Annotated in this window: 23 protein-coding genes; 12 read left to right on the forward strand and 11 right to left on the reverse strand. The window is 68.7% G+C overall.

Going from position 1 to position 22,228, the window contains the following annotated elements:
- From AAGI91_15165 to AAGI91_15175, 3 genes are all read left to right on the forward strand, one after another.
- Positions 1–805: ribonucleoside-diphosphate reductase subunit alpha (locus AAGI91_15165; GenBank protein ID MEM1043953.1), on the forward strand; the 805-nt coding region annotated here is incomplete at its 5' end.
- On the forward strand, positions 802–1,206 hold the full coding sequence (locus AAGI91_15170) for an acyl-CoA thioesterase (protein ID MEM1043954.1): 405 nt from the start codon (positions 802–804) through the stop codon (positions 1,204–1,206). The genes AAGI91_15165 and AAGI91_15170, both read left to right, overlap by 4 nt.
- 33 nt (positions 1,207–1,239) lie before the next feature.
- On the forward strand, positions 1,240–1,761 hold the full coding sequence (locus AAGI91_15175) for a YiiD C-terminal domain-containing protein (protein ID MEM1043955.1): 522 nt from the start codon (positions 1,240–1,242) through the stop codon (positions 1,759–1,761).
- A 107-nt stretch (positions 1,762–1,868) separates the two neighbouring features.
- On the opposite strand, the gene AAGI91_15180 is transcribed toward AAGI91_15175, so the two are convergent.
- Positions 1,869–3,011, reverse strand: coding sequence for a glycosyltransferase (locus AAGI91_15180; GenBank protein MEM1043956.1), 1,143 nt, complete (start codon positions 3,009–3,011; stop codon positions 1,869–1,871).
- 263 nt (positions 3,012–3,274) lie between these two features.
- Between AAGI91_15180 and AAGI91_15185 the strand changes: the two genes are divergently transcribed.
- Positions 3,275–4,888: a trypsin-like peptidase domain-containing protein gene (locus AAGI91_15185; GenBank protein MEM1043957.1), complete on the forward strand. Its 1,614-nt coding sequence runs from the start codon at positions 3,275–3,277 to the stop codon at positions 4,886–4,888.
- 182 nt (positions 4,889–5,070) lie between these two features.
- On the forward strand, positions 5,071–6,249 hold the full coding sequence (gene aroC, locus AAGI91_15190; GenBank protein ID MEM1043958.1) for a chorismate synthase: 1,179 nt from the start codon (positions 5,071–5,073) through the stop codon (positions 6,247–6,249).
- A 155-nt stretch (positions 6,250–6,404) separates the two neighbouring features.
- Here the strand turns inward: aroC and AAGI91_15195 are convergent, their stop codons facing one another.
- Both AAGI91_15195 and AAGI91_15200 read right to left on the reverse strand, forming a co-directional pair.
- A complete protein-coding gene (locus AAGI91_15195) occupies positions 6,405–6,755 on the reverse strand; it encodes a hypothetical protein (protein MEM1043959.1) in 351 nt (116 codons plus the stop codon).
- Positions 6,752–7,345: a carboxypeptidase-like regulatory domain-containing protein gene (locus AAGI91_15200; protein MEM1043960.1), complete on the reverse strand. Its 594-nt coding sequence runs from the start codon at positions 7,343–7,345 to the stop codon at positions 6,752–6,754. Before AAGI91_15200 ends, AAGI91_15195 begins: the two co-directional genes overlap by 4 nt.
- Positions 7,346–7,516: 171 nt before the next feature.
- On the opposite strand from AAGI91_15200, the gene AAGI91_15205 reads away from it, so the two are divergent.
- The 3 genes from AAGI91_15205 (at position 7,517) to AAGI91_15215 (ending at position 10,176) form a co-directional block, all read left to right on the forward strand.
- Complete coding sequence (locus AAGI91_15205; GenBank protein MEM1043961.1) at positions 7,517–9,109, forward strand: phytoene desaturase; 1,593 nt, start codon at positions 7,517–7,519, stop codon at positions 9,107–9,109.
- 62 nt (positions 9,110–9,171) lie between these two features.
- Complete coding sequence (locus AAGI91_15210) at positions 9,172–9,714, forward strand: AP2 domain-containing protein (protein ID MEM1043962.1); 543 nt, start codon at positions 9,172–9,174, stop codon at positions 9,712–9,714.
- A gap of 237 nt (positions 9,715–9,951) precedes the next feature.
- The gene (locus AAGI91_15215) at positions 9,952–10,176 is read left to right on the forward strand and encodes a hypothetical protein (protein ID MEM1043963.1); all 225 of its coding nucleotides are present in this window, start codon (positions 9,952–9,954) and stop codon (positions 10,174–10,176) included.
- A gap of 140 nt (positions 10,177–10,316) precedes the next feature.
- Here the strand turns inward: AAGI91_15215 and AAGI91_15220 are convergent, their stop codons facing one another.
- From AAGI91_15220 to AAGI91_15245, 6 genes are all read right to left on the reverse strand, one after another.
- A complete protein-coding gene (locus tag AAGI91_15220; GenBank protein ID MEM1043964.1) occupies positions 10,317–11,663 on the reverse strand; it encodes an FtsX-like permease family protein in 1,347 nt (448 codons plus the stop codon).
- A 199-nt stretch (positions 11,664–11,862) separates the two neighbouring features.
- Positions 11,863–12,564, reverse strand: a complete 702-nt coding sequence (locus AAGI91_15225; GenBank protein ID MEM1043965.1) for an ABC transporter ATP-binding protein — start codon at positions 12,562–12,564, stop codon at positions 11,863–11,865.
- Positions 12,557–12,958 carry a DUF433 domain-containing protein gene (locus AAGI91_15230; GenBank protein MEM1043966.1) on the reverse strand — a complete coding sequence of 134 codons (402 nt, stop codon included), beginning with the start codon at positions 12,956–12,958 and terminating at the stop codon, positions 12,557–12,559. The genes AAGI91_15225 and AAGI91_15230 overlap by 8 nt, the downstream gene beginning before the upstream one ends.
- 105 nt (positions 12,959–13,063) lie before the next feature.
- The gene (locus AAGI91_15235) at positions 13,064–13,387 is read right to left on the reverse strand and encodes a hypothetical protein (GenBank protein MEM1043967.1); all 324 of its coding nucleotides are present in this window, start codon (positions 13,385–13,387) and stop codon (positions 13,064–13,066) included.
- Positions 13,384–13,548, reverse strand: a complete 165-nt coding sequence (locus AAGI91_15240) for a hypothetical protein (GenBank protein MEM1043968.1) — start codon at positions 13,546–13,548, stop codon at positions 13,384–13,386. Before AAGI91_15240 ends, AAGI91_15235 begins: the two co-directional genes overlap by 4 nt.
- A gap of 247 nt (positions 13,549–13,795) precedes the next feature.
- The gene (locus tag AAGI91_15245) at positions 13,796–14,641 is read right to left on the reverse strand and encodes a hypothetical protein (GenBank protein MEM1043969.1); all 846 of its coding nucleotides are present in this window, start codon (positions 14,639–14,641) and stop codon (positions 13,796–13,798) included.
- Between the two features lie 290 nt (positions 14,642–14,931).
- On the opposite strand from AAGI91_15245, the gene metH reads away from it, so the two are divergent.
- Both metH and AAGI91_15255 read left to right on the forward strand, forming a co-directional pair.
- A complete protein-coding gene (gene metH / locus AAGI91_15250; protein MEM1043970.1) occupies positions 14,932–18,684 on the forward strand; it encodes a methionine synthase in 3,753 nt (1,250 codons plus the stop codon).
- Between the two features lie 112 nt (positions 18,685–18,796).
- On the forward strand, positions 18,797–19,414 hold the full coding sequence (locus AAGI91_15255; protein MEM1043971.1) for a DUF922 domain-containing protein: 618 nt from the start codon (positions 18,797–18,799) through the stop codon (positions 19,412–19,414).
- On the opposite strand, the gene AAGI91_15260 is transcribed toward AAGI91_15255, so the two are convergent.
- Positions 19,411–20,040, reverse strand: coding sequence for an outer membrane beta-barrel protein (locus AAGI91_15260; GenBank protein MEM1043972.1), 630 nt, complete (start codon positions 20,038–20,040; stop codon positions 19,411–19,413). The two genes, AAGI91_15255 and AAGI91_15260, sit on opposite strands and share 4 nt — an antisense overlap.
- Positions 20,041–20,043: 3 nt before the next feature.
- Positions 20,044–20,814 (reverse strand): enoyl-CoA hydratase, encoded by a 771-nt coding sequence (locus AAGI91_15265; protein ID MEM1043973.1) that lies wholly within the window; start codon positions 20,812–20,814, stop codon positions 20,044–20,046.
- Between the two features lie 214 nt (positions 20,815–21,028).
- Between AAGI91_15265 and AAGI91_15270 the strand changes: the two genes are divergently transcribed.
- Both AAGI91_15270 and AAGI91_15275 read left to right on the forward strand, forming a co-directional pair.
- Positions 21,029–21,610, forward strand: a complete 582-nt coding sequence (locus AAGI91_15270; GenBank protein MEM1043974.1) for a biotin transporter BioY — start codon at positions 21,029–21,031, stop codon at positions 21,608–21,610.
- 9 nt (positions 21,611–21,619) lie between these two features.
- Complete coding sequence (locus AAGI91_15275; protein ID MEM1043975.1) at positions 21,620–21,934, forward strand: hypothetical protein; 315 nt, start codon at positions 21,620–21,622, stop codon at positions 21,932–21,934.
- Positions 21,935–22,228: the final 294 nt, after the last annotated feature.

Below are 22,228 nucleotides of genomic sequence, written 5' to 3' on the forward strand. Positions count from 1 at the left end.
AGATCGTGGCCGTCGGAGCGATCGCGATCACGTTCGAGTTGCGCATCCCCTGCGCCTCGATCTTGGCTCGCAGCGGCGCCCAGTCGAGCTGCCCGCCGCGTGCGACCTCGACCGTCTCGCCACGCTCGACCTCCTCGAGGCGGAGCGCGGCGAGCCCGTCGAGGTCGAGCGCGGCGGGAAGCTGGACTGGGCCCCGCTCCGCGCGAAGATCGAGGCGCAGGGGATGCGGAACTCGAACGTCATCGCGATCGCCCCGACGGCAACGATCTCGAACATCACGGGCACCTCGCCCTGCATCGAGCCGCTCTACAAGAACCTCTACGTCAAGAGCAACCTCTCGGGCGACTTCGTGGTGCTCAACCCGTACCTCGTCCGCGACCTCAAGGCCGAGGGCCTCTGGGGCGCCGAGATGGCAGCGCAGCTCAAGTACTTCGACGGCGACCTCGGCCAGATCGAGGGCGTCCCCGAAATGCTCCGCGAGCGGTACCGGACGGCGTTCCAGATCGAGACGCGCGCGCTCGTCGACGCGGCGGCGCGGCGGCAGAAGTGGATCGATCAGGCGCAGTCGCTCAACCTGTTCCTCGCCGAGCCCAACATGAAGGCGCTCAGCCACACGTACCGCCATGCGTGGCGCGCCGGGCTCAAGACGACGTACTACCTCCGGACGCTCGGGGCCTCGCAGATCGAGAAGGCGACGGTCGCCATGCCCGCCTCCGCGGCCGAGCCCTCCCCGGAGGCGGTCGTGGCGCAAGCGTGCAGCATCGACGCCATGATTAACGGGGAGGAGTGCGAGGCCTGCCAATGAGCGACGCCCGTCCCGCCGACGTGACGCTGATGGTGTTCACGGTCTTTCCCGGCGACACCAACCACTACCACACGCTCTTCGGCGGGACGGCGATGGCCTGGATGGACCAAGCCGCCTTCATCTGCGCGACGCGGTGGGCGCGGCGGAAGGTGGTCACGGTCCACACGAGCGAGATCGACTTCCGCCACGCCGTCCCCGAGGGGTCGATCGTCGAGCTCGTCGCGGCCGTCGTCAAGACGGGCCGGAGCTCGATGACGGTCCGCGTCGAGCTGTTCGTCGAGCCGATGGACCGCGACGACCGGTTGCTCGCGACGTCGGGCGAGTTCGTCCTCGTCGCGCTCGACAGCCTCGGCCAGCCAGCGGTCGTGGCTCCCCTCGCAGCTCCCGAGGTCGCGTCGTGAGCAGCGTCCGCCCTTCTTCCCACCTTCGCCGCCATGCTATTTCTTTCCTCAGCCCTCTCCGGTTCGGAGGGAAACGACGCCCAGCCGGAGTCCTGGAGCGAGCTCTCGCAGCTCAGACAAGTCATCCTCGACAGCATGCCCGTCACGAGGCACCTGGACTTCTCGCTGTTCCGCGACGCCGCCCACTGCCTCGTCGCCACGGCTCCGCTGGCGGTCAACGCCAACCACCAGCAGACCGCTTTCGGGGGTAGCCTAAGCATGCTGGCGACGATTGCCGGCTGGGCCATGATGCAGCTCGTGCTCCGCGAGCGCGGCTGCGAGGCGAGGGTCGTCATCCAAAAGAGCCGCATCTCGTACCGCGCGCCCGTCTGCAGCGACCTCGTGCTGCGGTGCGGGTGGCCGTCGGACGAGAAGCGCGCCGGCTTCTTCGACGCGCTGGAGCGCTGGTGCAGAGCCCGCCTGCCCCTGCGCTGCACGATGGACGTGAGCGGCGAGCAGGCGTTCGTTTTCGACGCCTCGTACGTGGCGATCGCTGAGCGGAGCGACACCCGCTAATCTGTACCGGCCACCGGGGTCACCGCCGACGCCGCCGGACTCGGCCCGTGGATCCGGTTCCACCAAGCGCTTCTCTGGGTCGGCTGGATCACCGAACGGCAGGCGGGCTAGACGCTTGCCAAGCCGAGGAGGTCGCGGTAGACCTGCTGGAAGCGGTCGCGGGACGTCTCCGGGCGGTACGCCTCGAAGACGCCCGGGATGTTGGCCCGCCAGCGCTGCCGGGCGCCGGCGTCGGCGAGGGCGCGGCGGATCGCCTCGGCAACCGCGTCGCGGTCACGCGGATCGACCGTGAGGCCGACCTCGTGGCCCTCGACTACGCGCTTCATCTCGGGGATGTCAGCCACGACGACGGGCAGGCCCGCCATGAGGTACTCGAACAGCTTGTTCGGCAGGGCGAGGTAGATGCTGAGCGTGATCGGCCTCGGGATGTGGACGCCGAGGTCGGCCGATGCCGTCAGATGCAGCAGGTCGCCGGGGGGCGTGTGCGGGAGGAAGTGGGCCCGGCCCGGCAGGTGCGACGAGGCGCGCCCGACGACGGCGTGCTTGTTCGGCCCGTCGCCGATTACGACGAGGTGCGCCTCCGGCACGTCGCGCAGCGCGTCGACGAGCGTGCGCAGCCCGCGGCCGGCGCGGACGAGGCCCTGGTAGAGCACGATCTTGCGCTCGGCAGGGATGCCGAGAAGGTCGCGGAGGGTATCGGTGCGCTCCACCGTCTGCCGCTCGGGGACGTTGTGCGTCACCACCGGGCGCGCGATGCCGTAGGTCTCTGCCATCCGGTCGGCGATGCTGTCGTTGACCGTCAGCACGGCGTCGGTGCGTGGGAGGTAGCGCCGTTCGAGGGCGCTCCACACCTGCGTCGCCCACGGCTTGCCGGCGGTGGCGTCGACGTGCGGGTAGAGCTCGCGGGCGTCGAGGACGAGGCGGGCACCGTGCCTCTTTGCTGCCGCAGCAAGGGCGGGGAGGACGTAGAGGTCGCTGGCGTGGTATGCGGCTGACTGAAATGCGAGGGCAGCCTCACGGAAGAGCCGGTGGCAGCGCCGGAAGAACAGCGGCCCCTGACCACTGGGCTCGCCGAGCACATGAAGCCGCACCCCCTCGGCCACCTCGCCGGGTTGTGCAGGCGGTCCAAACGTGAGCACGTCCACCTCGACGCCCAGGTCGGCGAGGGCGCGCAGTTGCCGGAGTGCCCGCGACGAGCCCCGGACGTCGCCCACGAGGGCGAACACGACGCGGGAAGAGGAGGAGGGCATGAGCGGAAGCGGGGAAGAGCGGAAGCGGGGAAGAGCGGAAGCGGGGAAGAGCGGAAGCGGGGAAGAGCGGAAGCGGGGAAGAGCGGAAGCGGGGAAGAGCGGAAGCGGGGAAGAGCGGAAGCGGGGAAGATAGCGTGACGACGAATCCAAGACCTCTTCCGGTCCTCCGCTCTTCCGATCCGTCCCTCCACAGGTTCGAAACATTCACCCCCGTGCCGGGTCTTGGACCAGACCGAACCCCGTGTCGCCCGCCCTACCACCGCATGGACAAGCGAAGCATCCTCATCGGCCTCGGCGTGCTCGCCGTAGGTGCCGTGCTCGGGGCCGTCCTGGTGTCGCTCCTCCGCCCGGCACCGCCCGCGCCGGATCGGGACGGCAGCGAAGCGCTCGCGCTGCGCCCGTCGGTCACGGAGCCCGTGCGGATCGGCGACCAGGACCCGCCGCTGCCGGAGGCCGTCCCCGAACTGACCTCGCTCAACCAGCTCTTCAAGGGCGTCGCCCAGCGTGTGACCCCGACCGTCGTCTTCATCGAGGTCGAGACGCCGGCCGACCAGCGCGGGGCGCGCCGGGACCCGAGCTTCGAGCAGTGGCACCCGTTCGTCCAGCCTCGCCGCTACCGCCGGAGCGCGGGCAGTGGCGTCATCATCTCGCCGCGCGGCTACGTCGTCACGAACGCCCACGTCGTCGACCAGGCGACGCGCATCCGCGTCCTCCTCGGCGACAAGCGCGAGTTCGAGGCCGAGATCGTCGGCGTCGACCCGACGACGGACCTCGCTGTCGTCCACATGCCCGACGCCGACGGGGCCGACCTCCCCGTCGTCACGCTCGGCGACTCGGACCTCCTCGACGTCGGCGAGTGGGTGCTCGCCATCGGCAACCCGTTCCGGCTGACCTCGACCGTCACGTCGGGCATCGTCAGCGCGCTCGGGCGCCAGGTCGACATCATCGAGGACGACTTCCGCATCGAGGACTTCATCCAGACCGACGCCGCGATCAACCCCGGCAACTCGGGCGGCGCGCTCGTCAACCTCCGCGGCGAGCTCGTCGGGATCGCTACCGCGATTGCGACCGAGAGCGGGTCCTACGAGGGCTACGGCTTCGCCGTCCCGGTCAACCTCGTCACACGCGTCGCCACCGACCTGATCGCCTTCGGCGAGGTGCAGCGCGGCTACCTCGGCGTCGAGATCCGCGCCGTCACCGCAGCCGACGCCGAGCGCCTCGGCCTCGGCCGCGTCGCGGGCGTCCTCGTCTCGAACGTCGCCGACGACGGGGCCGCCGAGCGCGCCGGGGTCCGCTCCGGCGACGTGCTCCTCGCCATCAACGGCCAGGAGATCGACGCGCCGAACCAGTTCCAGAGCGCGATCGCGCTCCAGCGCCCGAACGACGACATCCGCCTGAGCGTCTGGCGCGGCGGCGGCCAGCGCGACCTCGACGCCCGCCTCATCGGGCGCGACAACGACGCCCTCCAGTCCTGGATCGCGGAGATCGGCGGCCGAGGCCAACTGCTGGACCCCGAGCCGCCCCGCCCGGAGCCCGCACCTGAGCAGTCCGCCCCGGACGACCTCAACCTCTACGAACTCGACGCCTGGGGCATCGGGCTGCGCGACCTGACCGTCGCCGACCGCGGCAACTACGGACTCGAAAACGGCGTCTACGTCGCCTTCGTCCGGCAGGGCAGCGTGGCCTCGGCCGACGGCCTCCCCGCAGGCTCCGTGCTGACGGCCATCGAGGGCGACGCCGTGACCTCGGCCGAGGAGGCGTCGGCCGCGCTCGACGCGATTGCCGCCGCCGGAGGCACCGCCCTCGTCCGCGTCCGCCGCGCCGACGGCGTCACGGCCTACTACGACCTCGAATCCCCGGCCTACGCCGAACGATGAGGCGTTATCGGAGGACCGGGTGATCGGAGGATTGAGGGAGTGGTCACGCGCACGGGCAGACTGCCAAGCCTGGTCCTCGCACTCTGCCTCTCTGGGGAGACGCGGGGCTCTAGTTGCCGGGCCCGGGGTGCCGAGCCTTCCAATCCTTCAATTCCCCGATCCCTCAATCCCCCGATAGACCCATGATTCGCTACCTCACGGCGGGTGAGTCGCACGGCGAAGCGCTCCTCGGGATCGTCGAGGGCGTCCCGGCCGGCGTCCCGCTCGCCGCCGCTGACATCGACCGGCACCTCGCGCGGCGGTGGCTCGGGTTCGGGCGCGGCGGGCGGGCCAAGATCGAGCAGGACCGCGTGCACGTCTACTCCGGCGTCCGCTTCGGCAAGACGATAGGCAGCCCGGTTGGCCTCCGGCTCGACAACGCAGCCTACCAGAAAGACCGCGCCGGCTGGCCCGAGACGATGGCCGTCGAGGGTACCGGCGAGGGGATCGACAAAGTCACGCTCCCCCGGCCCGGCCACGCCGACCTCGTGGGCGTGCAGAAGTACGGCTTCGACGACATCCGCCCGGTGATCGACCGGTCGAGCGCGCGCGAGACCGCGATGCGCGTCGCGTGCTGCTCCGTCGCCCGGCAGCTCCTCCGCGAGCTAGGGATCGAGGTCGGCAGCCACGTCGTCCGCATCGGCGAGGTCGGGTACGCGTCGCCCGAGGCGTGGCGCGAGCAGGTCGCGTCGCTGACCGCCGAGGGCGGGGCGCGGGCGCTCTACGAAGCCGCCGACGAGAGCGAGGTGCGGATGCTCGACCCCGGGCTCTCGGCGCGGTGCGTCGAGCACATCAAGGCTACCAAGAAAGCGGGCGACTCGCTCGGCGGGGTCTACGAGGTCGTCGCCACCGGCGTCCCGGCGGGGCTCGGGTCGTACGTCCACTGGGACCGCCGGCTCGACGGCCTTCTCGGCCAGGCGATCCTCTCGATCCAGGCCCAGAAAGCCGTCGAGATCGGCGACGGCGCGGCGGGCGGCACGCGCCCCGGCTCCGCCTTCCACGACCCGATCACGCGCGAGGACGGGCAGTACCGCCGGGCGAGCAACCACGCTGGCGGGGTCGAAGGCGGGATGACGAACGGCATGCCCGTCGTCGTGCGCGGCACCATGAAGCCGATCCCGACGCTCATCCGCCCGCTCGGCAGCGTGGACATCGCAACCGGCGAGGCGCAGCCGACGCGCTACGAGCGGAGCGACGTGACGAGCGTCCCCGCCGCCAGCACCGTCGCCGAGGCTACCGTCGCCCTCGTCCTCGCGAACGCTGTCATCGACAAGTTCGGCGGCGACTCCCTCGACGAACTCCGCGAGCGGTTTCCGGGGTGAGTGGCCGAGGCCTGCGATCAACTAGCCGCGGTTTTTTCAGGTTGTCATTGCGAGGTGGCCGGAGGCCGACGAGGCAATCTCCACGGGATCAGTAGACCGCGTGAGATTGCCGCGTCGCTCACTACGTTCGCTCCTCGCAACGACAGTGTGTAACCTCAGTCCTCCTTCGGCGGGACGTGGTACAGTATATCCAACACTGCCCCCCCGAGCCTAGTCGCCTCTCGCTCCTCTGGCCACGGGGAATCCGAGAAGAGGTCAGAGTAGTGGTAAGCGCGGTACGACGTGCCGTCGAAGATTTCGTAGAGGAGAGGGATGCCGCCTGTGTCAATGACCCGATACTCGCCAGGAACGCACTTCGGTAAGACGCTTTCATCGGGTAATGTCCACAGCGACAGCGCCTCCAGTGTACCGAACAGCGCAGCCCAATCCGGCTCCGAATTCAAGTTGAACAGACACGCCGAAGCTGTCGTGTCTCGGTGAACGACATCGCACCCTCCTTCGATCATGTAGCGCCCCAAACGTTTGTGCTCTTCTTGCCTATCCCTCCTCGCGTCGGGATCATGGTAGTAAGGGCCACGGGGCAGTGCATACCCTTGCCCGATCTGCCCCCTTCGAAGCGAACAAATCGGTCGAAGCTATGGCTGTCGAAGTGCCAGATGCGGACCTCAGGGGAGCCTTCTCGCTTGTCAGACAACGGTTCCCAGCCGAGGACTCCCGCCAGAGCGTTGACCTTGGGGACCAGGTCTTCGTTGACCCGCGAAAGGTCTTCGGCTTGGTAGCTGGAGTCTGTCCTGCACCCCCTGCCGAGTTCAAAGTCTTGCAGTGTCGTGTAGCCGGACGAAATCTGGACGTCCTCAACAGTATGTGAACGGAAGCCGATGAATGAGGCCGTCACGTCGTAGGTGCCGACGGGAACACCGATGACGAAGTAGTTGCCGTCGGCGTCGGCTGCAGCGCCGAGTTGGGTGTCTTCGAGGATGACGTTAGCGCCGGGCAGCGGGTCGCCGAGGTCGTCCACGACGCGGCCGGCGAGCTTGCCGGTCTGCTGCGCCGAAGCGGCGAGGGGGAGTAAGAGAGCGAGCAGGGCGAGGCGCATCGGGTCGCTGTTTTTCACGGAGGCTATGCTTTGCGTATCGGTCCGGGCAAGGCAAATTGAAGCCCGCCCAGACTCCGGCCCCTGACCGCTTCTAAACAGAAAGTTGAAACGGCTGACCCGCCGCTGTCACCCTTCGGTCGTAACTTTCACTAATTAGTGAAACCAAACGGTATGAGCTTACTCGCCCGTATTGCCCGGCGCTCCGACGCCCGCCTCAACACCCACACCGCCCCCGTCCCCGTCCGCCCCGACGCGCCGCACGTCGCCGTCATCGGGTCCGGGTTCGGCGGCCTCGCGGCGGCGGTGCGCCTGCTGGTCCGCGGCTACCGCGTCACGGTCGTCGACCGCCTCGACCAGCCCGGCGGCCGGGCCCGCGTCTTCCGCGAGACCACCGACGCCGGCACCTACGTCTTCGACGCCGGGCCGACGCTCATCACGGCCCCGTTCCTGTTCGACGAGCTCTGGAAGCTCGCCGGCCGGCACCTGTCGGACGACGTGGACCTCGTCCCGATCACGCCGTTCTACCGCATCCGCTTCGACGACGGAGCCGTCTTCGACTACACCGGCGACGCCGACGCGATGCGCCGCGAGATCGCCCGGTTCAACCCGAGCGACGTGGCGGGCTACGAGCGTTTCCTCAAGAAGAGCGAGTCGATCTACAACGTCGGCTTCGAGGAGTTGGGGCACGTCCCGTTCTCGCGCCCGAGCGACATGGCGCGCATCGCCCCGGCGATGGCGGCGCTGGAGAGCCACCGGACGGTCTACGGGCTCGTCTCGAAGTACATCAAGGACCACCGGCTGCGCCAGGTCTTTAGCTTCCACCCCCTCCTCGTCGGCGGCAACCCGTTCTCAACGACGAGCATCTACACCCTCATCGCGTTTCTCGAGCGGAAGTGGGGCGTGTGGTACGCGATGGGCGGGACGGGCGCGCTCGTGCGCGGCATCGCCGGCCTGATCGAAGACCTCGGCGGGCAGTTCCGCTGGGGCGAGACGGTCGAGGAGATCACGGTCGAGGCCGGCCGGGCGACGGGCCTGCGGCTCGAGTCCGGCGAGCACCTCGCCGCCGACCTCGTCGTCTCGAACGCCGACGCGGCGTGGACCTACCGCCACCTCGTCGCCCCGCAGCACCGCCCGACCTGGAACGACGACAAGCTCGACCGGGCCAAGCTCTCGATGAGCCTCTTCGTGTGGTACTTCGGCACCGACCGCCAGTACGAGGACGTAGCGCACCACACGATCCTGCTTGGCCCGCGCTACCGCGAGCTCCTCGACGACATCTTCCACCACCACCGCCTCGCCGACGACTTCTCGCTCTACCTCCACCGCCCGACGGCCACCGACCCGACGATGGCCCCACCGGGGCACGATGCGTTCTACGTCCTCAGCCCCGTTCCACACCTCGACAGCGGCACCGACTGGCACGCGCAGGCCGAGCGCTACCGGCAGGCCATCGAAGACAGCCTCGCCGAGAGCGTCCTGCCCGGCCTCGGCGAGCACCTGACGGTGAGCCGCACGCTCGACCCCCAAGGCTTCCTCGACGACTACCTCTCGGTCAAGGGTGCCGCGTTCTCGTTCGAGCCGGTGCTTATGCAGAGCGCGTACTTCCGTCCGCACAACGTGAGCGAGGACGTGGAGGGGCTCTACCTCGTCGGGGCCGGGACCCATCCCGGCGCGGGGATGCCGGGCGTGCTCTCGTCCGCCCGCGTGCTCGACACCATCGTTCCCGACCCGGCGTCACTCGCCCGCTCACTGCAACCCGCATAGGGCGGCGAGCGGGTGCCGGGAGGCCTCGCGGGTACCCTGTAGGCAAACCCAGTTCTGCTGCTATGGCTAGCCATCACCACGTCGTACGCATCGATATAGAGCCGTCGGAGGACGGCGCGCGCCGCAGTTCCACGCACGGTTGGCAGGTGCGTGTCAGCCACAACGGGCAACGAAAAACCAAGTTCTTCGCCGACCGGAAGTATGGGGGCCGCGACGCCGCGCTCGCGCTCGCCATCGAGCACCGCGACAAGCTCCTCGCCGAGCGCCCCGAGCCGAGCGGCCCGACCGAGCGCCGCGCGCAGCGGCGCAGCACGTCCGGCGTGGCCGGCGTCCGCCTCGCCTTCAAGAGCGGCACGCCGTACATCGAGGCCAACTGGGTCAACGGCCAGGGCCGCTCCGTCACCTCCTACTCGGTCGACCGCTGGGGGCTGCGCAAGGCGACGTGGCGGGCCTGCCGGAGCCGGGCGCAGGGCCTCGGCGTCCGCGACCCCGAGCGGGTGCAGGCGATGTTCGACGTGGCCTACCCGACGCTGCAGACCAGCCTGGAGACGGCCCTCGCCAAGCGCAACGGGAGCGCGCACGACCCCGAAACGCAGGGCGCGTGACCACTGGAGCACAGTTCGCCTCGAACCTCGAACTGGCTCTCAGTCCTCTGACAAGCTGATCTTGATAGGGGACCTACTGTGTCATCCCGGACTCCGATCCGGGATCTAGCGTGTGGCTCCGTAGATGGGCTGCGCCGCTGCTGCGCGGTCTGAACCGAGTTCAGGATGACAGACCTATCAGGATGAGCTTGTCGCAGCACTCAGCGTGGATCGACTTCCGCAGAGAACAGGTTGGCCATGCCGCAAGCGACTACGAAGGCGAAGATTGTCCGGGCCGTCGGTGAGCTACCCGAGGATGCTACCATCGAGGATGCGATGGAGCGGCTGCTGTTGCTGCACAAGGTCGAGGTAGGGCTGAGGCAGGCACAGGCCGGTCAATCGGCTTCGCTCGGCGAGGTCGAAGCGCGCCTCAAGCAGCCCCGCCAGGTGGGACGCATTAGCCCGCCGCCGGTAGAGACGTAGCAGTGCCTCTCCACAGCCCCGGAGGGGCTTCCTATCTGTCAGCGCGGTGATTCATCGCCGCATGACTGGGCGCTGACGATCTTTCACTCCTCGAAGGCGTTCGGCCGCCTCGGTTCCGATGATGCGTGACGCACGTCCGCTCAGGCGTGACGCAAGGCCTCGATGGGTTCGATGCGGGCGGCGCGGCGGGCGGGGATGAACCCGGCCAGCACGCTCACGACGAGTGTGACGACGCCGATCCCGACGATCGTGAGGAAGGGCGTGTAGAACAGGTCCACCGGCGGAATCCCGATGCGGTCGAGGTAGGCCCCGACGCCCGCGCCGAGGGCTAGGGTGACGAGCCAGCCGAACGCCAGCCCGAGGACGGTCCCGACGACCCCGAGAAGTAGGCTCTCGGCCACGAACAGCCGCTGCACCGTCCCGTCCTCGCCGCCTATCGCCTTCATCACCCCGATCTCCCGCGTCCGCTCGACCACGTTCATCGTCATCGTGTTGGCGATGCCGATTGTGGCGACGAGGAGCGCGATCAGGCCGACAATCGCGAGCGTGCCGTTCATGATCGCGAACAGGCGGTCGAGCTGGGCGAACTGCTCGCGGAAGCCGGTGGCGTAAACCCCCGTCTCCTCGATGGCCGACTTGACAGCCCCGTAGTCGTCCTCGCTCTCGATCTGCACGCGGGCGGCGGGGTAGCCGTCGGTCGCCGGGCCGCGCGTGACGAGGTCGAGCGTCGAGAAGAACGTCACCTTCTGCATCTCCTCGGCGAGCCCGAGCGGGACGAGGAGGCGGACGAACCCGGAGAGCGCCTGGCCCTCGGTCGGGAGAATGCCTGCGACGCGGAGCGCGTGCGGCTGCTCCTTGAGCGGCAGGCTCCGCATCCCCATGCCGAACGAGAACAGCGCCCGCTGCAGCGCGGCGAAGTCGAGCGTCGCCGTGATCATCGTCACCGTCTCGCCGACAGCGGCCTCGGCCGGCTCGAACCCGAGCCGCTCGGCCATCTGGCGCGGGATCAAGAGCGCCGAGTCAGCCTCGGTCTCGAAGAACGCGCCCGCGGCCGGCTGGTAGGCTGGGAAGGCGCCGAAGACGAGCGGGACGGCCTCGGCTCCGGCGAAGACCTCGCGCTCGTTGGCCTGGACGCGGACCGGGAAGGCGACCTCGGGATAGGCCGCGAGCACGCCGGGCAGCGCCGCGATCTCGGCGAGCAGGCTGTCCGTCACCGGGACGGGCTCGGTCGTGTCAGCCTCGACGGCGCGGACCGAGAGGTCGGCGAACGAGTCGATGGGGTTCGGGGTGCTCGTGACGCGGAAGGTGTTGTAGAGTTCGAGCGTTGCCACCTCCTCCTCGGCGAGACGCTGGAGGCCGGCCCCGTAGGAAAGGAGCGCGAAGAGCGCCGCGACGCCAATCGCGATCCCGATGAGGGTCATCGCGCTGCGCGTCCGGTTGCGGAGCAGGTTGCCCCCGGCGAGGCGGAAGAGGTCAGCGAAGCGCATCGGAGTGTGGGAGTGTGGGAGTGTGGGAGTGTGGGAGTGTGGGAGTGTGGGAGTGTGGGAGTGTGGGAGTGTGGGAGTGTGGGAGTGTGGGAGTCAAGAAAAACCACAAAAGCTACCGAGGCCGTCGCGCGCTGCGCCAGCGATCTTCGCTCATCCGCTCATCCGCTCATCCGCTCATCCGCTCATCCGCTCATCCGCTCTAAGCGGCAGAGCGCAGCAAGCGGTCTTCGACGACCGCGCCGTCGCTCAGTCGGACGACGCGCTCGGCGACGTGCTCGAACTCGGAGAGGTTGTGCGTCACGACGAGGACGGAGCGCCCGGCATCGTGGATCTGCCGTAGGAGGCCGACGATCCCGGCGGCGGTCTGGCTGTCGAGGTTGCCCGTCGGCTCGTCGGCGAGGAGGAGCGGCGGGTCGTGGACGAGGGCGCGGGCAATCGCGACGCGCTGCTGCTCGCCGCCGCTCATCTCGGCCGGTCGGTGCCCAGTGCGGTCGGCGAGGCCCACTTGGGCCAGGAGGGTCTCGGCCCGCTGCCTGCGCTCGGCGGCGTCGACGCCCGCGAGGACGAGCGGGAGCTCGACGTTGCCGACCGCGTCCATCGACGCGACGAGGTTGAACCGCTGGAAGATCATCCCGACGACCTCGCGCCGGTACCGCGCCCGGCCGTTCCGGTCCAGGTCCGTCACCGCGTGCTCGCCGACCGTGATCTGGCCCCGCGTCGGGCGCTCCATAGCCGCCAGCAGGTGCATCAGCGTCGACTTCCCCGACCCGCTTCGCCCGACGACCGCCGTGAACGAGTGCGGCGGGAGCGCGAGATCGACACCGCTGAGCGCGTGGACCGTGCTGCTCCCGCGTTGGTACGTGCGGGCGACATCGTCGAAGCGAATGAAGGGCTCAGGCATAAAGGGCAAGGTTGGTCTCCCAACCCCGTCCACCCGTCTTCGTTCTGCCTCTGGTGCGAAGGATTGGCGAACCCGTTTCAGTGCCAGCAGGCGCTTGGCGCGGTACTACCGTCGCCTTTCCCGCCGCTTCGCCCAGCGTGAATTCGAGGTACGCTGCGGCTTGCTCGCGGCTCACGGTCGGGAACCCGTCGAGGGTCTCGCCGGACTTCAGGTAGTCGATGAGCGTCTCCACCGGGACACGCGTGCCCTTAAACACGAACGCGCCGCTGACGATGTCAGGATCGCGGGAGATGACCTGGTTGGGACTCATCGGGACGGCTCCGTTTTTCTTCTGGAACGTCCTGTGCTCTTCTTCGATCCAGGGGTTTGTTTCGCCTCTGGCGCGAGGGATCACGCCCCGGCTACCCGTTGAGGTCGCCGAGGCGGAACGGGCCGTCGATCTCCATGAAGGCGGCGTAGACGGTGCTGGCCCCACCGCCGGACGAGCACAATCTTATGCCTAGCCGCTTACCGACAGATCGTTGCGACGACCGCCTTTCCGAACGAGCGATGACAGGATGCCGTACGTGGCGACGGACCACGCGAACAGGGCTAGGGCGGCCCCCACCGTAGCAGCGACCAGAAGGAACCCCTGTATGCCGCTGAACCCGATGGACTCAGCCACGTTGCGGAACGAGGCATCTACCGTGGGTATCCAGTATAGCCGCACCAGGAAGTAATGGACGACCACCATGCACAGTGTGACTCCGGCGTACAGCGCCAGCACGAGACGCCGTACGGCGGAGTTGCTGTGGATGATCAGGTGCTGAATGGGGGAGGTCAAGCTGCTCCTTCGTTCCATAGCGCGAGGTGGAGAATGAAACCGAGGCCGCCGAGTGCAAACGCCGACGCCACACCCAGCCCGATGAGTAAGCCGCTCGGCTCCGCCGCGAAGACGGCCCCGGCCAGTGCACTCAAGATGATTCCGGCAAGTCCGTAGAGCACATTGCGGCCCTGTTTGAGGGCGAAGACGAGGAGGCTGCTATCCGAGCGCGTGCGTGACGACTCTACGCCTGGAGGAAGGACAAGATTCTCTCCTTCGTGCAAAGCAGGTAACCGAGACTGCCTTTCCAGTTCCCGCTCGCGGATGTCCAGCTCTCGCTCTCTCGCGGCGACCTCTCGCTCTCGAAGACGCAGCCGTCGTTCATGTTGAGGATCCGGGTCTGACATAGCTGGAAGCTACGTCGGCCGACTATTCGTCGTCGAGGTCGCCGAGGCGGAACTGGCCGTCGATCTCCATGAAGGAGGCGTAGACAATGTCGGTCCCGCCGCCGGGCGTGCCGTTTTTCAGGAAGCCGACGTGGAGGACGTGCCACGTCCCCTCGCGCTCGGTGTCGGTGCCGTAGTGCTCGAAGCCGTAGCCTGCCGGTCCGGCAGCCTGGATGAGGGTCTGGAGGCGCTGGACGAAGCCGTCGACGCGGGCGCGGTCGGCGTCGGTGTCGTAGGTGCAGGGCCAGACACGGTAGCCGTCGCCCTCTTCGGCGTAGCAGCCGATGTATGGTGCGGCGTCGGCGAACAGGCCCGCCCCGGCGAGGCGGAGTAGCTCCTCCGTCCGCCGCTTCACGCGCGCCTCCGCCGGGTCGCCCGCGTCGAGCTCCGAGGAGAACGCCGCCCGCGTCGTGATGACCTCACCGAAGAGGAACCGCCCATCGGCCTCGACGAAGGTCAAGTAGGTGAGCGTGGTCTGCGCTGGGCGGCGGACTTTGACCTGGAACAGGTGCAACTCCTCGCTGCCCTCGCGCTTCGTCCGGTAGGCGTCGGGCACGTAGGGCGTGTCGTACCCGAACGTCTCGACGGTCTGCTTCATCAGGCCGGTCACGCGCTCCGGCTCGGCGGCGAGGTCGCACGGGAAGAAGGTGCGGCCCGGGCCGAAGCAGGCGAGGTGCGGGGCGAGCGCTTCCGCGTCGCCCGCTCGGGCCAGCGTCACCACGTCGTCGAGCACGGCGCTGATGCGCGCCTCGGTCTCGGCACGGGTGTCGTCCGAGAGCTGGGCGAGGGCGGGGGTGGCGAGAAGCAGAGAGAGGAGGAGGTGGCGCATGGCAAATCGAGGGTGACTAGAAAGAATAGAATACGGATTGCTTCTGACCTCTACACACGTCATCCCCGCCCGTTCGACTGCGCTCAGGACAGGCTCCGGCGGGGACCCACAGGGATTGCTCGCCGGTGGATGGGCTTCGCCGCTGCTTCGCGGTCCGGCTCGGGGGCCGGGATGACGTGAGTGGTAGGGCGCGGTGAAGCGGCGTCTTTGAATAGCGACAGCGCTGGTTGCAAACCCAAAGGCGAACCCATCGAGCGAGGCAGCGTTCACGGGGGCTAATGCCGAATGCTATGACCGACCGCACTGCCGAACTCCGCCGGCTCCTCGTCGACCGCATCCTCGTCATCGACGGGGCGATGGGGACGATGATCCAGCGCCACGACCTCGGCGAGGCCGACTTTCGGGGCGAGCGCTTCGCCGACTGGGGCCACCCCCTCAAGGGCAACAACGACCTCCTCGTCCTCACCCAGCCGGCCCTCATCCGCGGCATCCACCACGCCTTCCTCGACGCGGGCGCGGACATCGTCGAGACCAACACGTTCAACAGCACCTCGATCTCGCAGGCGGACTACGTGGCCGAGAGCCTGGTCTACGAACTCAACGCCGCCGCCGCTCGCCTCGCCCGCGACGCCGCCGACGCCAAGACCGCCGAGACGCCCGGCCGGCCGCGCTTCGTCGCAGGCGCCCTCGGCCCGACTAACCGCACGCTCTCGCTCTCGCCCGACGTCAACGACCCCGGCTTCCGGGCGACGACCTACGACGAGCTGCGCGACGCCTACCGCGAGCAGATCGAGGGCCTGGTCGACGGCGGCGTGGACCTCCTCCTGATCGAGACCATCTTCGACACGCTCAACGCGAAGGCGGCGATCTCGGCGGTCGCCGAGCACGCCGAGGCGACGGGGACGCAGCTTCCGGTGATGCTCTCCGGGACGGTCGTCGACATGAGCGGGCGGACGCTCTCGGGGCAGACCGTCGAGGCCTTCTGGCTCTCGCTCGCCCACTGCCCGAACCTGCTGTCGGTCGGCCTCAACTGCGCGCTCGGCTCGGCCCAGATGCGGCCGTTCATCGAGGCGCTCAGTCAGGTTGCGACCGTCCCCGTCAGCCTCTACCCGAACGCCGGGCTGCCGAACGCGATGGGCGGCTACGACGAGACGCCCGCGTTCATGGCCGAGCAGATCCGCGCCTACGCCGAGGCCGGGTTCGTCAACCTCGTCGGCGGCTGCTGCGGGACCACGCCCGCGCACATCGCCGCGATCGCCGAGGCCGCCGCTGAGCACCCCCCGCGCCCGATCCCGACCGCCGAGCCGACGCTCCGGCTGAGCGGGCTGGAGCCGTTCGTGGTCCGGCCTGGGACCAACTTCGTCAACATCGGCGAGCGGACGAACGTCACGGGCTCGCGCCGCTTCGCCCGGCTCATCAAAGAGGGCGACTACGAAGAGGCCCTCAGCGTCGCCCGGCAGCAGGTCGAGGACGGGGCCCAGCTCATCGACGTGAACATGGACGAGGGGATGCTGGACGGCGCGGCCGCGATGCAGACCTTCCTCAACCTCGTCGCCGCCGAGCCCGACATCTCGCGCGTCCCGGTCGTCGTTGACTCGTCGAAGTGGGAGGTGATCGAGGCCGGGCTGCGGTGCGTCCAGGGCAAGGGCGTCGTCAACTCGATCTCGCTGAAGGAGGGCGAGTTGCCCTTTCTAGAGCAGGCGCGGCGCGTCCGCGCGTACGGCGCAGCCGTCATCGTGATGGCCTTCGACGAGGACGGGCAGGCCGACTCGCTGGAGCGCCGCAAGGAGATTTGCGAGCGGGCCTACCGCCTGCTCGTCGACGAGGTCGGCTTCCCGCCGGAAGACATCATCTTCGACCCCAACGTCTTCGCCGTGGCGACAGGCCTGGAGGAGCACCGCCGCTACGCTATCGACTTCATCGAGGCCACGCGCTGGATCAAGGCCAACCTCCCGCACGCCCGCGTCTCGGGCGGCATCTCGAACCTGTCGTTCTCGTTCCGCGGCAACGACCGCGTCCGCGAGGCGATGCACGCCGCGTTCCTCCTCCACGCCGGGCGGGCGGGCCTCGACATGGGCATCGTCAACGCTGGGCAGCTCGAGGTCTACTCCGAGATCGAGCCGGACCTCCTGGAGCGGGTCGAGGACGTGCTCTTCGACCGCCGCGACGACGCGACCGAGCGCCTCGTCGAGATCGCCGAGGAGATCGCCGCCGAAGGCACCGAGGCGAAGGAGGAGAAGACGCTCGCCTGGCGCGAGGCCCCGGTCGCCAACCGGCTGAGCCACGCGCTCGTCAAGGGCATCGTCGACTTCATCGAGCAGGACACCGAGGAGGCGCGGCAACAAGCAGACAAGCCGCTAGAGGTGATTGAGGGGCCGCTGATGGACGGGATGAACGTCGTCGGCGATCTCTTCGGGAGCGGGCAGATGTTTCTGCCGCAGGTCGTCAAGAGCGCCCGCGTGATGAAGAAGGCGGTGGCGTACCTCCTCCCCTACATCGAGGCCGAGAAAGAAGAGAGCGGTGCCGAGGCGAAGGCGCTCCCGAAGGTGCTGATGGCGACCGTCAAGGGCGACGTCCACGACATCGGCAAGAACATCGTTGGGGTCGTCCTCCAGTGCAACAACTTCGAGGTGATCGACCTCGGGGTGATGGTGCCGGCGGCGAAGATCCTGGCCGAGGCGCGGGCGCACAACGTGGACGTGATCGGGCTCTCCGGCCTCATCACGCCGTCGCTCGACGAGATGGTCCACCTCGCCGCCGAGATGAAGCGGCAGGACTTCGACACCCCGCTCCTGATCGGCGGGGCGACGACCTCGAAGGTCCACACCGCCGTCAAGGTCGCGCCGCAGTACGACGGGCCGGTCGTCCACGTCCTCGACGCGAGCCGGAGCGTGCCCGTCGTGCAGAAGCTCATCACCGACGGGCAGCGCGACGCCTTCGCCGCCGAGGTCGCGGAGGAGTACGCCGCCGAGCGCGACCGCTACGCCCGCCGCACGCGCGAGGCGAAGCTCCTCTCGCTGGGCGACGCCCGCGCCAACCGCGCCGAGATCGACTGGAGCGCCGCACCCATCTCCGCTCCGCGCACGCCCGGCATCACGGAGTTCCTCGGCTTCGACCTCGCGGACCTCCGCGCCTACATCGACTGGACGCCGTTTTTCATCGCGTGGGAGATGAGGGGCAAGTACCCGAACATCCTCGATGACCCGAAACGGGGCGAAGCCGCGCGCAAGCTGTTCGAGGACGCCAACGCGCTCCTCGACCGGATGATCGACGACAAACTGGTGCAGGCGCACGGCATCGTCGGCCTCTGGCCCGCAGGTGCCGACGGCGACGACATCGACCTGTTCGCCGACGAGCGCCGGACCGAGCGCCTCGCCACGTTCCACACGCTCCGGCAGCAGACCGAGAAGACGCCCGGCAAGGCCAACCGTGCCCTCGCCGACTTCGTCGCGCCCCACGCGAGCGGGCGCGGCGACTACCTCGGCGCGTTCGTCGTCACCGCCGGACACGGCTTGGACGAACTGGTCTCTGAGTTCGAGGCCGACCACGACGACTACCACGCCATCCTCGCCAAAGCCCTCGCCGACCGCCTCGCCGAAGCCTTCGCCGAGCGCCTTCACGAGATCGTCCGCCGCGACCTCTGGGGCTACGCCGACGCTGAGGCGCTCTCGAACGACGACCTCATCCGCGAGCGCTACGCCGGCATCCGCCCCGCGCCCGGCTACCCCGCGCAGCCGGACCACACCGAGAAGCTCGCGCTCTTCGACCTCCTCGGCGCGACCGAGCGCACGGGCGTCACGCTGACGGAGCACCTCGCGATGGCACCCGCCGCGTCGGTGTGCGGGCTGTACCTCGCGCACCCCGAGGCGGCGTACTTCAACCTCGGCGTGCTCGGGCGCGACCAGGTCGAGGACTACGCCCGGCGCAAGGGGATACCGGTGAGCGAGGCCGAGCGGTGGCTCTCGCCCGCGCTCGGCTACGACCCCGGCGCGCGCGCCGGAAGCGGCGACGGGGCCGCCCTCGCTGTGCCCGCCCCCTCCTGAATTAACACGGGCGGATTGGCGTGCAAGCGGTGCATTGCCGGAGGCATAGTTTAGCCGCCCCGCGCTGAGGCCGAAACCCCCAGGTGACGCACATTCACCTGGCTCGGCCCTCGTGTTCCGATTTCTGCTCGTCCTCGCTCTCAGTCTCACCGCCTGCGAACTGCCCGCGCAGCCCCTGGCCCCAGATCCGGAGACGGGCACCGTGGAGGTGCACCGGGAGACGGTCTACTACGAGGTGGAGGGGGCGACGCCTCGGTCGCTGCTGAAGAACCTCGCCCTGCGCGGACCGTCGATCGAGGGTGAGCGGTTTTTCGGACTGACCGAGTGGGAGGTCAACGCTGAGTACCGGTGGAGAGAGCGGGCCACGCGCTGCTCGATGGAAGACATCGTTGTGCGGGTCGTCATCAAGACCCACCTGCCGCAGTGGGTGCCGCCGGCCGGGACGCCGGCCGAGGTGCGCACCGCGTGGAACCGGTTCGTCACGGCGCTCGACGCGCACGAGGACGGGCACCGCCGCTTCGCGGAGGAGGCCGGCGAGGCGATCCGCTGGCACCTGGTCTCGCTCCACACGCCCTCGTGCAGCCAGATCAAGGGCGAGGCGCAGCGTGCGGTCGTCGCCATCCTGGACGAGTACGACGCGCTCAACCGGGCCTACGACCGCGAGACCGGCCACGGCCGCACCCAGAACGCCGTTTGGCCCCCTGCGCATCTCCTCGCCGGCGCTCGCTAGAAGTCGAGTCCGAGTCGGAGCTGGACGACCTGGTTTCTCACGTCGGGCGCCTCCGGGATCACCTCGGAGAGATCGCCGCTGAAGCGGGCCTCGGCAAAGACCGGTGTCGGGAGCAGCGTCCTGAGGCGGACGCCAACGCCCACATCATAGCCGAACACGGTCGAGGCGTTGCGCTCCGTCGTGACGGTGAAGTCCTCGACGTCGTCGCTGCCGAAGAGGAGCTTCTCGCGCAGCAGCAGGTCCAGGCGTGGACCGAGGACGGCGTAGACCTCCGGCCCCCTCGGGCTCAGCGAAACCGAGGGCTTGGCGGTGACCGCGAAGCTGGCGTAGTCCAGCGCGATCGTCGAGGTCCCGGCAGTGAGCACCGTGTCGCCTTCAACGAGCAACAGCTGCGTGTTGTCGAAGCGCTGGCCTTTCTGGACGTAGCTCAGGTCGGCCCCGACCGCCAGAAAGGGTAGGGGGGCGACCTCAGCGTAGACGCCCACGTTGAAGCCGGAGCGGCTGTCCTCGCCGGGGGACTGGGTTGCCAGGGCGAGGCCGCCGGAGACGCCGTACCGGAGCAGAGGCTGCGCGTGGGCAGCGGTCCCGGCCAGCAGGCACGCTGCGAGGAGGAGGATGCGAGGCATGGGTCAGTTGAACGAGGAGAAGTCGGGCGTGCGCTTCTCGAAGAAAGCGGTGAAGGCTTCGGCGGCCTCGGGGCTCTGGAGACGCTCCAGAAACGCCTCGGCCTCGTCGCGGATCGTGGCCTGCACCGCGTCGGCGTCGCGGCGGCGGAGGAACTGCTTGGTCAGGCGGATCGACGCGGGCGGGCGCGCGGCGATGGCCTCGGACTGGGCCGTCGCCCGGTTCAGGAGGTCGCCCTCGGTCAGCAGTTCGTTGACGAGGCCCCACGCGTGGGCCTGCTCGCCGGTGAACGGGTCGCCGAGGAGGAGCAGTTCCGCCGCCCGCTGCGGCCCGACGACGAGCGGGAGGAGGTAGCTCGACGCGGCCTCGGGGCAGAGGCCGAGCGTCGTGAACGGCATTTGGAGGCGCGCGTCGGGCGTGGCGTAGACGAGGTCGCAGTGCAGCAACAGCGTCGTCCCGATCCCGATGGCGGGGCCGTGAACGGCCGCGACGACCGGCTTCGTGGCGGTGCTGATCGCGGTGAGGAACTGGAAGACCGGGCTCGACCCGTCCGCGGGCGGGTTGGCGGCGAAGTCCATCAGGTCGTTGCCGGCGGTGAAGGCGTCGCCCGCGCCGTGGAGCAGGACGACGCGGACCGACGGGTCGCCCTCGGCACGCTGAAAGGCTTCGGCGAGGGCCGCGTACATGGCGACCGTGAGCGCGTTCTTCTTCTCGGGCCGGTTGATGGTGAGGCGGAGCACGCCGCCATCGGCGTGGGTCAGGATGTGGTCGGACACGGGCAGGGCGTCGGGTGGGAGAGGAGAGACCGGAAGCTACGCCGAGCGAAACGCGGCGGTGGTGTATCTTTGGGCGGGACCGCAGACGACGCACTCACGCCGCCGTTCAGCAGTGAGAAACGCCGTCTGCGGTCTGCCGTCCGCGGTCTTTCTTCGATGGGTCTCGATTCTCCCATCTGCTGAGACGACACCCCTTCACCTTGCTCCGCCAGCCATGTCCACACTCGCCCTCCACTCGCCCCGCACTGCCTCCGTCGACCTCCTCCGCAGCGACCATGCCTCGACGCTGATTCAGGTCGCGGGCGTCGTCGGCTTCGCGCTCCTCGCCGTGCTCGGCGCGCAGGTCCGCATCTACCTCTGGGAGGTGCCGATCACGCTCCAGACGCTCGCCGTCTACGGCAGCGGCCTCTTCCTCGGCTGGCGAGGTGGCCTCTTCGCGATGGCGCTCTACCTCGCGCTCGGGATGGTCTTCCCGGTCTTCGCGGGCGACGGCTTCGGGCCGGCCTACCTCTTCGGCGCGGTCTCGGCGGGCTACCTGCTGGCCTACCCGCTCGTCGGCGCGGTCGTCGGCGCGGCCTCGAAGCGGTGGAACACGTTCGCCGGGTCCGTGCTCTCGCTCCTCCTCGGCTCGGCGGTGCTGTTCACAATCGGCGTCGTCTGGCTCCACTACGCCGCCGGCCACGCGACCTGGGCGGAGTCGGTCACGAAGGGCTGGCTCGGGTTCGTGCTGTGGGACCTCGCCAAGATCCTCCTCGTCGGGGCCGCCTACACCGGTGCCCGGCGGCTGACGGAATAAGGTGCACCGATGGGCCAGCTTGATCGTGGCAAACGAAGCCGGATCGTGTATCTCGAACTGAAGTCTGGTTTCAGCGACAACGGGCCCGCCCGGATAGGACGCGTCACCTTCTCGAAGTCTGGCCGCTCGGTGTATTACCGGGAGCGTCGCTTTGAGCGTATTGAGGGCGGCGGAGCGTCAGGGAACTATCGCGATGTGGAAACAGGCGAGGAGTATTGGATCTCTGGAGTCAAGCGAGACGGAAGCGACCGCCATTGGGCCGGAGCCGGTTCGGTAGAGATTGACGAAGACGTTTTGGCGGAGTATCAGGCGATGCGAAAATGAACGCGCTTTAGACGCTCTAAACAAAACCTACCCAGGCTGTCATTGCGAGAAGCGCAGCAACGAAGCAATCTCCTCGGGACGCCGTCTCACTCAGGAGATTGCCGCGCTCCCTTCGCTCGCTCGCAATGACAACAATAGGTTTTGTTAGGCACTCTTATACCACCTCTGAGGATTGTTGCCTCACTCTCATGTCATGCCCGCGCAGGCGGGCATCCATCAGGCGGCGGCGCTTCACACAGGGGGGTGCATGGGTCCCCGCCTGCGCGGGGACGACCTCGTATAGGTGAGACACTA

The organism is Bacteroidota bacterium (assembly GCA_038746285.1).
Taxonomy (GTDB): Bacteria; Bacteroidota; Rhodothermia; order Rhodothermales; family JANQRZ01; genus JANQRZ01.

Bases quoted from the DNA above. Each gene is read 5' to 3' on its own strand.
- AAGI91_15170 (MEM1043954.1), top strand. From the start codon at position 802: ATGAGCGACGCCCGTCCCGCCGACGTGACGCTGATGGTGTTCACGGTC.
- AAGI91_15175 (MEM1043955.1), top strand. From the start codon at position 1,240: ATGCTATTTCTTTCCTCAGCCCTCTCCGGTTCGGAGGGAAACGACGCC.
- AAGI91_15180 (MEM1043956.1), bottom strand. From the start codon at position 3,011: ATGCCCTCCTCCTCTTCCCGCGTCGTGTTCGCCCTCGTGGGCGACGTC.
- AAGI91_15185 (MEM1043957.1), top strand. From the start codon at position 3,275: ATGGACAAGCGAAGCATCCTCATCGGCCTCGGCGTGCTCGCCGTAGGT.
- aroC (MEM1043958.1), top strand. From the start codon at position 5,071: ATGATTCGCTACCTCACGGCGGGTGAGTCGCACGGCGAAGCGCTCCTC.
- AAGI91_15195 (MEM1043959.1), bottom strand. From the start codon at position 6,755: ATGATCGAAGGAGGGTGCGATGTCGTTCACCGAGACACGACAGCTTCG.
- AAGI91_15200 (MEM1043960.1), bottom strand. From the start codon at position 7,345: ATGCGCCTCGCCCTGCTCGCTCTCTTACTCCCCCTCGCCGCTTCGGCG.
- AAGI91_15205 (MEM1043961.1), top strand. From the start codon at position 7,517: ATGAGCTTACTCGCCCGTATTGCCCGGCGCTCCGACGCCCGCCTCAAC.
- AAGI91_15210 (MEM1043962.1), top strand. From the start codon at position 9,172: ATGGCTAGCCATCACCACGTCGTACGCATCGATATAGAGCCGTCGGAG.
- AAGI91_15215 (MEM1043963.1), top strand. From the start codon at position 9,952: ATGCCGCAAGCGACTACGAAGGCGAAGATTGTCCGGGCCGTCGGTGAG.
- AAGI91_15220 (MEM1043964.1), bottom strand. From the start codon at position 11,663: ATGCGCTTCGCTGACCTCTTCCGCCTCGCCGGGGGCAACCTGCTCCGC.
- AAGI91_15225 (MEM1043965.1), bottom strand. From the start codon at position 12,564: ATGCCTGAGCCCTTCATTCGCTTCGACGATGTCGCCCGCACGTACCAA.
- AAGI91_15245 (MEM1043969.1), bottom strand. From the start codon at position 14,641: ATGCGCCACCTCCTCCTCTCTCTGCTTCTCGCCACCCCCGCCCTCGCC.
- metH (MEM1043970.1), top strand. From the start codon at position 14,932: ATGACCGACCGCACTGCCGAACTCCGCCGGCTCCTCGTCGACCGCATC.
- AAGI91_15260 (MEM1043972.1), bottom strand. From the start codon at position 20,040: ATGCCTCGCATCCTCCTCCTCGCAGCGTGCCTGCTGGCCGGGACCGCT.
- AAGI91_15270 (MEM1043974.1), top strand. From the start codon at position 21,029: ATGTCCACACTCGCCCTCCACTCGCCCCGCACTGCCTCCGTCGACCTC.
- AAGI91_15275 (MEM1043975.1), top strand. From the start codon at position 21,620: ATGGGCCAGCTTGATCGTGGCAAACGAAGCCGGATCGTGTATCTCGAA.